This is a genomic window from Streptomyces sp. NPDC029296 (genome assembly GCF_055569255.1).
Genome location: NZ_JBVHXT010000057.1, coordinates 40,503 through 52,286 on the forward strand (window position 1 = coordinate 40,503; position 11,784 = coordinate 52,286).

Sequence of the window (11,784 nt, forward strand, 5' to 3'; positions counted from 1 at the left end):
TCATCAACCCGGGTAGACCGGCGCCGACCCGTCCTTGTCGACTTTCTGCCACTGCGCCCCGGACGGCAGCCGGACGATCCCGTCCTCCGAGTAGGCCACCAGCGGCACCCGCTCGTCCTCGGACGCGGCGACCGCCTTGACGCTGGTGAGCGCGCCCGGGGCCGGGCCGTCCAGCGTGGACCCGTCGACCTGGACGTACCGCATCTGCTGCACGCCCCCCTGCTCCTGGCCGACGACGAGCAGCCTGCTGTCCCCGGCCCAGGAGATGGCGCTGACCTGCTCCAGGTCCGGGGTCGCCGAGCGCAGCCCGTCCACCGAGATGCCCTGCCCGGTGCCGTCGTCGCGCTGGATCCGGCCGATGTACAGGGACTGCTTGCCGTCCTTGGCCACGACCAGCGCGATCCGCACTCCGTCGGCGGCCACCCGGGCGTCCGTGATCCGCCCGGGAAGGTCGGGGACGGCGACGCGCACCGCTTCCTTCTCCCCCTCTTCCAGGACGTACAGACCGGGCCGGCGGTGGTCGCGGTCGGCCACCCACAGGTCGCCCCGGGCGTCCCAGCTCGGGGTGGTCAGCCGCTCGTCGGGGGTGGCGCCGCCGCTGGTGACCAGCGGCGCGTCGAGCGAACCGCCCGACGCCAGCGAGGCGACGTACAGCGACCCGCCGTCGTCGGCGACCCCGGCCGCGGTGTGCTCGTCGCGCGACACCGCAACCGACCGCAGCTCCTTGCCGCCCTCGCCGAGCGGACCGGGCACCGGGACCGAGCCCGTACCGGTGCTCCCGGTCGGCATCCGCACCGCCCGGTGCCTGCCGTCGATGAAGTACACGTACTCGGGGCGCTTGGACGATCCGTGCCAGGCGGCGGACTCGGCGCGTTCCTTGGACAGTTCGCACAGCCGGTCGCCGCCGGTGCCGCGCAGCTCGACGGACTCCAGCGTCGGCGCCAGGTTCCGCAGGGTGAACAGCACCTGTGCCGCCATCTCGGTGCACTTGCCGGACGTGACCCGGGACGCCTTGAGGTTCAGCGGCACGGTCAGCTTGTTCTGGTCGTCGGGGGCCAGCCCGGACGCGCCCTTCCGCAGCTCCGTACCGGTCGGGAAGCTGGACCTGGCCACCGGCCCGAGCCAGTCCGTGGGCCCGTTCAGCAGCGACCGGACCATCTGCGTCATCGGGTCCACCTTGCTGCGCACGAACACCGGATCGGCGACCGCCACCGGCTGCCCGCCCGCCCCGACCGACGTGTGGGAGGCGAAGTAGTACTTGTCGACGGACGTGTAGTTGCGCTGGAAGTCCGACTTGCCCATGACGACGCCGTCGGGCAGCCCGTCGATGCGCCACTGCCTGTTCTCGGGGTCCTTCGTGAGGTGCAGCTTCGTGCGGTAGGGGCCGCCGGCGGGCTGGTAGGCCTGCTGTGCGTCGACCGTGGCGACCCGGGTGCCGGTCAGCACGCAGGTGACGCTGTTGGTCTCCTCCCGGCCGCCCGGGCTGCAGTCGGTCTCGATGCTCGGCCCGTTCGCCAGGACGGTGGTCGACCGCTCCGGCCGCCAGCTGCCCGCCGTCTCGGCCGTCAGGTACTTGCGCGCCGTGTCGTACTCAGGGTCGTCGCTGGTCAGCGCCTCCAGGAAGCCCTGCATGATCTCGCCCGGCCCGGCGCCGTCGGCCGGCGGCATGGCGAAGACCCGAACCCCGGTGTCCCGCCGCGGCGTGGACTCCACATCCCGCAGGTCCCCGCTGTCGGGCATCGAGGCACACCCGGCCAGCAGGACCACGCCCAAGGCGGCGTACGCCACCGCGCGCCACGGCCGCCGCCGTGCGCCCCCCTCGCGGTCAGCGGCCACGAAATGCCTCCCCTGGCTCGGTCGAGTCCTGCGGCGCGGCCTCCGGCCGGACCGGTCCCGCGCCGGGCGCCGGACGCGCGGCCGGGCCGTCGGCGGGACGCCGTGCGCCGCCGGTGGGCCGGGGCACCACGCGTGCGCCGTTGCCGGGCAGGGCGGTCGGGTCGGCGGCCGGGGCACCGCCGCCCAGCCCCGGCGCGATCGGCGCCCGCGGCGGCAGCGCGGACGCCTGGGCGGCCTGCTGCACCGGAACGGTCGCCCGTTTCTCCTCGCTCCCGCGCGCCCGGCCGGCCTCGTCGAGGCCGCGGTTGCGGCGGGAGTCCTTCGGCTCCAGCGGTATCGGCGAGCCCCGCAGCGGCTCGTCCGCGGTCCTCGGCAGCGTCAGCCGGAACTGGGAGCCGCCACCGGGCTCGCCCCAGGCCTGCAGCCAGCCGCCGTGCAACCGCGCGTCCTCCAGCGCGATCGACAGCCCGAGACCCGTACCGCCGGTGGTCCGCGCGCGTGCCGGGTCGGCCCGCCAGAAGCGGCTGAAGACCCGGGTGGCCTCGCCCGGCTTCAGACCCACGCCGTAGTCGCGTACGGCGACGGCCACCGCCCCGCCCGCCGCGGCGAGCCTGACGACGACGTCCCTGCCCTCGCCGTGCTCGACCGCGTTGACGACCAGGTTGCGCAGGACGCGCTCCACGCGCCGGGCGTCCGCCTCGGCGACGACGGGCTGCTGGTCACCGACCACCCGTATGCGCGTGCCCTTGCGCTCGGCGAGCGGCTCGGCGCCGCTCACCACCCGCCGGACGACCTCCCTGAGGTCTATCGGCTCGGCCTCCAGCGCGGCGGCGCCGGCGTCGAACCGGCTGATCTCCAGCAGGTCCGCGAGCAGCGACTCGAACCGGTCCAGCTGGTCGGCGAGCAGCTCGGCGGACCGCGCCGTCACCGGGTCGAAGTCCTCGCGCGCCTCGTGGATGACGTCCGCGGCCATCCGGACCGTGGTCAGCGGGGTGCGCAGCTCGTGCGAGACGTCGGAGACGAACCGCCGCTGCATCCGCGACAGATCCTCCAGCTGCTGGATCTTGACCTGGAGGTTCTGCGCCATCTTGTTGAAGGCCTCGCCCAGGCGCGCGATGTCGTCCTCGCCGGTGACCTTCATCCGCTCCTGCAACCGCCCGGCGGACAGCCGCTCCGCGATCCCGGCCGCCATCCGCACCGGCGTGACGACCTGCCGCACCACCAGCCAGGCGATGGCGCCGAGCAGGACGACGACGAACAGCCCCGCCGTGGCCAGGGTGCCCTTGACCAGGCTCAGGGACTTCTCCTCCTGCGTGAGCGGGAAGAGGTAGTACAGCTCGTACGGGCGGCCGTTGGGGTCGTTGACCTGCTTGCCGATGGCCAGGCCCGGCTGCGACTCCTTGCCGCCGAAGTAGACGATCCGCGTGTTGCTCTGTACGGCCGTCGTACCGCCGTTGACCCGCTCGCGCAGCTCGACGGGCACGCTGGACGTCGGGTTGACGTTCCCGGAGCCGCGCGGGCTGCGTCCGCCGCCGCTGTCGTCGCCGACGGGCAGCGTCACCACGTCGAAGGCGCCCGCGCCACCGCTGGACAGCGACTCCACGAGGTCGCTCATCCACTGGATGACATTCTGCGACTGCCGTCCGTCCGCGGTCGCCGTCCCGTCACCGGTACCGGCCGTCCCGCCGGCGCCCGTGCCGCCCGCCGCCTCGTCGGCCTTCTGCCTGGCCACCGCGAATCCGCCGGTGGCCTGGCTCTGCGACGCCTTCACCTTCGCGTCCAGCAGTCCGTTGCGGACCTGCCCGATGACGACGAAGCCCAGCAGCAGGACGACGCCCAGCGACATCACCAGGGTCGTGGCGACGACCCTGAGCTGGATGTTGCGCCGCCACAGCCGCATCACGGGCAGCAGTGGACGGCGCACCCAGCGCGGGAACAGCCGCACGACCGGGCTGCCCTGCACCCCGCCCCGCACCAACCCGCCCTCGAACAGCCTCCTCAGGCGCGCACCCACCGCCGTCCGGCCGACAGGCCGCCCCGGACGGTTCCCGGGCCCGCCGGGAGCCGAAGCGGCACTGTCCCCGGACATGTCAGCTCGGCCCGGCCTTGTAACCGACACCACGGACGGTCACCACGATCTCCGGCCGCTCCGGGTCCTTCTCGACCTTGGACCGCAGCCGCTGGACGTGCACGTTGACGAGCCGCGTGTCGGCCGCGTGCCGGTAGCCCCAGACCTGCTCGAGCAGCACCTCACGCGTGAACACCTGCCACGGCTTGCGCGCGAGCGCGACCAGCAGGTCGAACTCCAGCGGGGTCAGCGCGATCGACTGCCCGTCCCGCTTCACCGAGTGCCCGGCGACATCGATGACCAGGTCACCGATGGTGAGCTGCTCCGGCGCCGGCTCCTCAGACCTGCGCAGCCGCGCCCGGATCCGCGCCACCAGCTCCTTCGGCTTGAACGGCTTGACGATGTAGTCGTCGGCCCCCGACTCCAGGCCCACCACCACATCGACGGTGTCGCTCTTGGCCGTGAGCATCACGATCGGCACCCCGGACTCCGCCCGGATCAGCCGGCACACCTCGATGCCGTCCCGCCCGGGCAGCATCAGGTCGAGCAGCACCAGATCGGGCTTGCTCTCACGGAAAGCGGCCAGCGCCTTGTCGCCGTCGGCTACGAAAGACGGCTCAAAACCTTCACCACGCAGCACGATGCCGAGCATCTCGGCCAGTGCGGTGTCGTCGTCGACGACAAGGACTCGTCCCTTCATAAACGACATCATCCCATTCTCGTAACAGTGACAGGCGCGCTGGTGAGGCAGGTCACTGGCCGGTGACCCTAGTCGTACCGGGCCGTCACTGTCTGCCCCCGGCCGCCGGGAGCGGCTTGATCATGCGGGATCCGCGGTGCGGCGTGAACGGGCGCAGACCTCGGCGAGGGACTCCGCGGTCACCGGGGAGACGACCCCCTCCTCGGTGACGATGGCCGTCACCAGTTCGGGGGGCGTCACGTCGAACGCCGGGTTGTACGCCTGTGTCCCCAGCGGTGCCACCGCGATCCCGGCCGCCGCCCCGGCCGCCGCCACCTGCGGTGCCATGACCTCGGTGACCTCGAAGCCCGGGCGCTGCTCGACCTCGATGGACGCCCCGTCGGGGGTGTCCCGGTCGACCGTCGTCACCGGCGCCACCACGATGAACGGCACGTGGTGGTAGCGGGCGAGCACGGCCAGCGGATAGCTGCCGACCTTGTTCGCCACCGAGCCGTCGGCCGCGATCCGGTCCGCCCCGATCAGCACCGCGTCCACCTCGCCCGCCGCGAACAGCGAGCCCGCCGCGTTGTCGGTGAGCAGGGTGTACGCCATACCGCTGCGGGCCGCCTCGTACGCCGTCAGACGCGCGCCCTGGAGCAACGGCCGCGTCTCGTCCACCCACAGCCGCCGCAGCCGCCCCGCCCGGTGCGCACCGAGCGCCACCGCGAAGGCCGTGCCCTCCCCGCCCGACACGAGCGAGCCGGTGTTGCAATGGGTCAGGATCCGGTGCCCGCCGGCCGGCAGCAGCTCGTCCAGCAGTGCCAGCCCGTGGGCCGCCATCCGGGCGCTGGCCTCGGCGTCCTCCCGGTGCAGCGCCCGCGCCGCCGCCAGGGCCGCCACGGCCGCCGCGGTCGGGTCACCGGTCCGGGCCAGCGCCGCCTGGTGAGCGGTCTCGGCCCGGCGCACGCCGACGGACAGGTTCACCGCGGTGGGCCTGGCCCCTTCCAGCACGCGCGCCGCCTCGGGCACGTCGAAGCCGCGCGCGGCGGCGAGCGCGACACCGTACGCACCCGCGATCCCGAGCAACGGCGCACCGCGCACGGCGAGCGAGCGGATCGCCTCCACCAGCGCCGACGCGTCCGTGCACACCAATTCGACCTCTTCGGCCGGAAGCCTCGTCTGATCGAGGAGGACCAGTACGGGGCCCTCTGGTGGTTCCTCCCATCGGATCGCCGGTATCCCCGTCGGCCGTTTGTCCACGCCGGTTCGCGCCTGCTGCTCAGCCATGCCGTCAGTCTGCCCCGGATCCGGCGGACAATTGAAGAAGTCCCGCCCCCACTGCGGCCCGTACCCCGATGACCGGCCCATGGCACGATGGCTGCCAACCCGCCGCCGCGACCGCGGACGGGCACCGAGAAGGAGTTTCGATGACTGACACTCCGGGCTGGGCCTCGCCCGGATCCGCCCCGTCGTCCGAGGGGCGGGAACCCGGTGCGTCCGGCCCCGCCGAGCCCGCCGGCCGCCCCGGCCCCGCCGAGCCCGCGCCGCAGCCGGGCCCGGACCCGCAGGGCCCAGGCGGCACATGGTCCAAGGAGCAGCCGCCACCCGGGCAGTGGTCGGCGCCCACCGGTGCCCCCGGCCCGCACCAGGCCCCACCGCCCCCGCCGCCCGGCCCCGGCTGGGGCGGACAGCCCCCCGGCGGCCACGGAGGCCAGGGCGGTGGCGGCTACGGCGGCCCTCCCGGCGGCTACGGCGGTTATCCGGCCTGGGGCGGCGGCTGGGGCGGACCGCCCCCCGCCGCCAAGCCCGGTGTCATCCCGCTGCGCCCGCTCGGCGTCGGCGAGATCCTCGACGGCGCCGTCTCCACGATGCGCACCTACTGGCGCTCGGTCCTCGGCATCTCGCTGGCGGTCGCCCTGCTCACCGAGGTCGGCCTGGTCCTCCTGCAGGGCTTCGTCCTGAACGACGCCCTCACCGACACCACGCTCGACAGCCGGACCGCCACCCCCGGCGAGGTCCTCCGCAGCCTGCGCGACACCGTGATCGGCACCGGACTCCTCACGGTGGTCTCCGCGGCGGCCATGCTCGTCGCGACCGCCCTGCTCACCACCATCACCAGCCGTGCCGTACTGGGCAAACCGGTCAGCACCGGCGAGGCGTGGCGTGAGTCCCGCCCGCAACTGCTCAGGCTGTGCGGTCTGCTCATCCTGCTCGGCCTGATCGTCTTCGGCGTCCTCGCCGTCGGGGCACTGCCCGGCATCCTGGTCCTGGCCGGCGGCGGCAGCGATGCCGCGGGGGCCGCGCTGCTGGTCCTCGGCATCCTCGCCGCCATCGTCGTCGCGGTGTGGCTGAGCGTCCGCTTCTACCTGGCCGCTCCCGCCCTCATGCTGGAGCGGCAGGGCATCAAGAAGTCCATGAGCCGTTCCGTCAAGCTGGTGCGGGGCTCCTGGTGGCGCGTCTTCGGCATCCAGCTGCTGGCCGGACTGATCACGAACATCGTCTCGGCGATCGTGACCATCCCCTTCGCCGTCATCGGCGCGGCGGCGGGCGGCGACGGCATGGCCGACTTCCTCGCCACCAACAGCGGCGACGTCGGCTGGGCCTTCCTGATCATCCGGGGCATCGGCTCCCTGGTCGGCACCACGCTCACCCTTCCGATCAGCGCCGGCGTCACCGCGCTCCTCTACATCGACCAGCGCATCCGCCGCGAGGCCCTCGACCTCGAGCTGGCCCGCGCCGCCGGTGTCCAGGGCTTCGGCAACGGCGCCCCCGGCCCCGTCCCCGGGAGCTGATGCGGTGAGCCTCGCGGGGGGAGTTCTCACGGCGGCGCTCCCATCGGGCGCCGCCACGATCGCTCGCCTGTCACGCGCGCCAGGCCGTGCGGTCCTGGCGGCCGGCGGCTCGGGCGACGAGCCGCCGGTGACCGTCCCGCGCGATCCCGCTCGGGAGGCGGCCCGGCGCGAGCTGTCCAAGGGGATGTACCACGAGAACGACCCCAGCCTGTTCCAGCGCGCCCTGAACGCGTTCTGGGACTGGCTCGGCCGGCTGTTCGGCACGGCCGCGTCCGCCACGCCGGGCGGTGTGGTCGGCCTGGTCGTCGTCATCCTGGTCGTCGTCGCCGTCCTGGCCGCCCTCTGGTGGCGCCTCGGCACCCCCCGCCGCCGGCCCGCCACCGCGGCGGTCCTGTTCGACGAGCACGTCCGCAGCGCCGCCGAACACCGCGCGGCCGCCGAGGCACACGCGGCCCAGGGCCACTGGAACCAGGCCGTCCAGGAGCGCATGCGCGCCGTGGTCCGGTCCCTGGAGGAACGCGCCCTGCTCGACGTACGCCCCGGCCGCACCGCCGACGAAGCCGCCGCCGAGGCCGGCCGCACCCTGCCCGCGCACGCGGACCGGCTGCGCACCGCGGCCCGCGAGTTCGACGACGTCACATACGGCGGGCGCGGCGCCGGCGAACAGTCGTACCGCCGTCTCGCCGGCCTCGACCACGACCTGGCGAACACCCGGCCCGTCCTCGCGGACAGCGCCACCAGCACGGCCCACAGCACCCGCCAGGGGGCAGCCGAGTGACCACCGACGCCCCGCCGGCCACCACCTCCACCGCACCCACCGGCCGCCAGGTGTGGACCCGCACGCGCGGCCTCGCGCTCGCCGCCGTCCTGATCCTGGCCGCGGCCGTCGCCATGGCCGCCGTACGCTCCACCGCCCATCACGGCGAACTGGACCCGCGCTCCGCCGATCCCCACGGCAGTCGCGCCGTCGCCGAACTCATCGGCCGGCGGGGCGTCTCGACGCGCGTGGTGACCACCCTCGAAGCGGCACGCTCCGCCACCGGCCCCGACACCACCCTGCTGGTCGCCGTGCCCGACCGGCTGACCCATGGTCAGCAGACGCGGCTGCGCACGGCCACGGCGACCTCCGGCGGGCGCACCGTCCTGGTCGCGGCCGGCAGCTGGTCCGTCGAGCGACTCGCCCCCGGGGTCACCGCGGACCCCGCCACCAGCGGCGACTCCGCGCTTACCCCGCACTGCGCGCTGCCCGAGGCCCGGCGCGCGGGCACCGCCGACACCGGCGGCGTCCGCTACACCACCACCCGCCTCGACGCCGACTCCTGCTACCCCAGCGAGCGCCTCGCCACCCTGCTGCGCGTCCCCACGCCCTCCGGGGGCGGCGACACCGTCGTGCTCGGTGCGCCCGACATCCTCTACAACGACCGCCTCGACGAGCAGGGCAACGCCTCGCTGGCCCTTCAACTCCTCGGCTCCCGCCCGCATCTGGTCTGGTACCTCCCCTCGCTGTCCGACGCCTCCGGTGCCCGGACGGACGACCAGAAGGGCCTTTTCGACCTGCTCCCCACGGGGTGGCTCTGGGCCACCCTGCAACTCCTCGTCGCAGCGGCACTCGCCGCCTTCTGGCGGGCCCGCCGCTTCGGCCCTCTCGTGGCCGAGAAACTCCCCGTCGCCATCCGCGCCTCCGAGACCACCGAAGGCCGCGCCCGCCTCTACCGCAAGGCGAACGCCCGCGACCGCGCGGCAGACGCCCTGCGCTCCGCCACCCGCGCCCGCCTCGCCTCCCTTGCCGGCGTCCCCGCCACCCAGGCGCACACGCCGGAAGCCCTGCTCCCGGCCCTTTCCGCCCGCCTCTCCGGCGACGGACGGACGCTGCATCCCCTCCTCTTCGGACCGCCGCCCGGCGACGACGCGGCCCTCATCGCCCTCACCGATCAACTCGACGCCCTCGAAAGAGAGGTACGCCGTTCATGATGGAACCGACCGCCGACAACGCCGGGCGGGGCGGGGACGCGGCCACCGCCCGCGCCGCGCTGGAAACCCTGCGCGCCGAGATCGCCAAAGCCGTGGTCGGCCAGGACCCCGCCGTGACCGGCCTCGTCGTCGCCCTCCTCTGCCGCGGACACGTCCTACTGGAAGGAGTCCCCGGGGTCGCCAAAACGTTGCTCGTCCGCGCCCTCGCATCCGCGCTGGAACTCGACACCAAGCGCGTTCAGTTCACGCCGGACCTGATGCCGAGTGACGTCACCGGCTCCCTCGTCTACGACGCCCGCACCGCCGAGTTCTCCTTCCAGCCCGGCCCGGTCTTCACCAACCTCCTCCTCGCGGACGAGATCAACCGCACTCCGCCCAAGACCCAGTCCTCGCTGCTGGAGGCCATGGAGGAACGCCAGGTCACGGTCGACGGCACCCCGCGCCCGCTCCCCGATCCGTTCCTGGTCGCCGCGACCCAGAACCCGGTGGAGTACGAGGGCACCTACCCGCTCCCGGAAGCCCAGCTGGACCGGTTCCTGCTGAAGCTGACCATCCCCCTGCCCTCCCGCCAGGACGAGATCGACGTCCTGACCCGGCACGCCTCGGGCTTCGACCCGCGCGACCTGCGCGCCGCCGGCGTACGACCGGTCGCCGGCCCCGCCGATCTGGCGGTGGCCCGCGCCGCGGTCGCCAAGACGACCGTGTCTCCCGAGATCACCGCCTACGTCGTGGACATCTGCCGCGCCACCCGCGAGTCGCCGTCCCTCGCCCTGGGCGTCTCCCCGCGCGGCGCCACCGCCCTGCTCGCCACCTCACGCGCCTGGGCCTGGCTGACGGGCCGCGACTACGTCATCCCCGACGATGTGAAGGCCCTGGCCCTGCCGACCCTGCGGCACCGCGTGCAACTTCGCCCCGAGGCCGAGATGGAGGGCGTGACCGCCGACTCGGTCGTCAACGCCGTCCTCGCCCACGTCCCGGTCCCCCGCTGATGGCACTCACCGGACGCGCCGCTCTCCTCGCGGCCCTCGGCTCCCTCCCCGTAGGACTCCTGGAGCCGGGCTGGACGGGCATCCTCGCCGTCAACGGCTCTCTCGCCCTGGCCTGCGCCTGCGACTACGCACTGGCCGCGCCGGTGCGTCACCTGCGCCTGACCCGCTCCGGCGACACCACCGTCCGTCTCGGCGACCCCGCCAGCGTCACCCTGACGGTCACGAACCCGAGCCGCCGGCCCCTTCGGGCCCGGCTCCGTGACGCCTGGCCACCGAGCGCCTGGCAGCCGGGGACCGAGACCGGGGCTTCCCGGCACCCGCTGACCGTGCCCCCGGGCGAGCGCCGACGCGTGACGACCACACTGCGCCCCACCCGCCGGGGGGACCGCGAGGCCGACCGCGTGACCATTCGCTCCTACGGCCCTCTCGGACTGTTCACCCGCCAGGGAACCCACCAGGTTCCCTGGACCGTACGAGTCCTGCCCCCGTTCACCAGCCGCAAGCACCTCCCGTCGAAGCTCGCCCGATTGCGCGAACTCGACGGCCGCACCAGCGTGCTGACGCGGGGGGAGGGGACGGAGTTCGACAGCCTGCGCGAGTACGTCCCCGGGGACGACACCCGCTCCATCGACTGGCGTGCCACGGCCCGGCAGTCCGCTGTCGCCGTGCGCACCTGGCGCCCCGAACGCGACCGGCACATCCTGCTGGTGCTGGACACCGGTCGCACCTCGGCCGGCCGGGTGGGCGACGCGCCGCGCCTGGACGCTTCCATGGACGCGGCCCTGCTGCTGGCGGCCCTCGCCTCACGCGCCGGCGACCGGGTGGCGTTGCTGGCCTACGACCGCCGGGTGCGCGCACTGGTCCAGGGCCGTACGGCCGGCGATGTGCTGCCTTCTCTGGTCGACGCGATGGCCACGCTTGAGCCGGAGCTGGTCGAGACCGACGCGCGGGGTCTCAGCGCCGCCGCTCTGCGCACCGCGCCTCGGCGTTCCCTGGTCGTGCTTCTCACGTCGCTGGACGCGGCGCCGGTGGAGCAGGGCTTGCTGCCCGTGCTCCCGCAGCTCACTCAGCGCCATACGGTTCTGGTCGCGTCGGTGGCGGATCCGCACATCGCTCGCATGGCGCGGGCGCGGGGGAATGTGGAGGCCGTGTACGAGGCGGCAGCGGCGGCTCGCGCCCAAGACGAGCGCCGACGCACCGCGGAGCAGCTCCGACGTCATGGGGTGACGGTGGTGGACGCGACTCCGGAGGATCTCGCGCCGGCGCTTGCGGACGCGTATCTGGCGTTGAAAGCGGCGGGCCGGCTCTGAGGGCTTTTCCCGCCACGTTCTTTTGGGACGTGCCGCGGGGGGCTATAACGCAGAAAACCCCCGCACCCGAAGGTGCGGGGGTTTCCCCAAAAATTGTTCGGCGGTGTCCTACTCTCCCACAGGGTCCCCCCTGCAGTAC

Annotated in this window: 9 protein-coding genes; 5 read left to right on the top strand and 4 right to left on the bottom strand. The window is 73.9% G+C overall.

Features of this window, described 5'->3' with window-relative positions:
* Positions 1-3: 3 nt before the first annotated feature.
* From ACZ4W9_RS36145 to mtnA, 4 genes are all read right to left on the bottom strand, one after another.
* Complete coding sequence (locus ACZ4W9_RS36145) at positions 4-1,836, bottom strand: LpqB family beta-propeller domain-containing protein (protein ID WP_467942990.1); 1,833 nt, start codon at positions 1,834-1,836, stop codon at positions 4-6.
* The gene (gene mtrB, locus ACZ4W9_RS36150) at positions 1,826-3,925 is read right to left on the bottom strand and encodes an MtrAB system histidine kinase MtrB (protein WP_467942992.1); all 2,100 of its coding nucleotides are present in this window, start codon (positions 3,923-3,925) and stop codon (positions 1,826-1,828) included. The genes ACZ4W9_RS36145 and mtrB overlap by 11 nt, the downstream gene beginning before the upstream one ends.
* 1 nt (position 3,926) lies before the next feature.
* Positions 3,927-4,616: a two-component system response regulator MtrA gene (mtrA, locus tag ACZ4W9_RS36155; protein ID WP_187279108.1), complete on the bottom strand. Its 690-nt coding sequence runs from the start codon at positions 4,614-4,616 to the stop codon at positions 3,927-3,929.
* A 108-nt stretch (positions 4,617-4,724) separates the two neighbouring features.
* Positions 4,725-5,870, bottom strand: a complete 1,146-nt coding sequence (gene mtnA, locus ACZ4W9_RS36160) for an S-methyl-5-thioribose-1-phosphate isomerase (protein ID WP_467942994.1) — start codon at positions 5,868-5,870, stop codon at positions 4,725-4,727.
* Positions 5,871-6,010: 140 nt separating this feature from the next.
* Between mtnA and ACZ4W9_RS36165 the strand changes: the two genes are divergently transcribed.
* Genes ACZ4W9_RS36165 through ACZ4W9_RS36185 form a run of 5 tightly spaced genes read left to right on the top strand, consistent with a single transcriptional unit; the run spans position 6,011 to position 11,645 of the window.
* A complete protein-coding gene (locus ACZ4W9_RS36165) occupies positions 6,011-7,375 on the top strand; it encodes a DUF7847 domain-containing protein (protein WP_467942996.1) in 1,365 nt (454 codons plus the stop codon).
* Positions 7,376-7,379: 4 nt separating this feature from the next.
* Positions 7,380-8,153, top strand: coding sequence for a DUF4129 domain-containing protein (locus tag ACZ4W9_RS36170; RefSeq protein ID WP_467942999.1), 774 nt, complete (start codon positions 7,380-7,382; stop codon positions 8,151-8,153).
* Positions 8,150-9,346: a DUF4350 domain-containing protein gene (locus tag ACZ4W9_RS36175; protein ID WP_467943001.1), complete on the top strand. Its 1,197-nt coding sequence runs from the start codon at positions 8,150-8,152 to the stop codon at positions 9,344-9,346. The genes ACZ4W9_RS36170 and ACZ4W9_RS36175 overlap by 4 nt, the downstream gene beginning before the upstream one ends.
* On the top strand, positions 9,346-10,335 hold the full coding sequence (locus tag ACZ4W9_RS36180; RefSeq protein WP_467943005.1) for an AAA family ATPase: 990 nt from the start codon (positions 9,346-9,348) through the stop codon (positions 10,333-10,335). Before ACZ4W9_RS36175 ends, ACZ4W9_RS36180 begins: the two co-directional genes overlap by 1 nt.
* Positions 10,335-11,645, top strand: coding sequence for a DUF58 domain-containing protein (locus tag ACZ4W9_RS36185; RefSeq protein WP_467943003.1), 1,311 nt, complete (start codon positions 10,335-10,337; stop codon positions 11,643-11,645). The genes ACZ4W9_RS36180 and ACZ4W9_RS36185 overlap by 1 nt, the downstream gene beginning before the upstream one ends.
* The last annotated feature ends 139 nt before the right edge of the window (positions 11,646-11,784 follow it).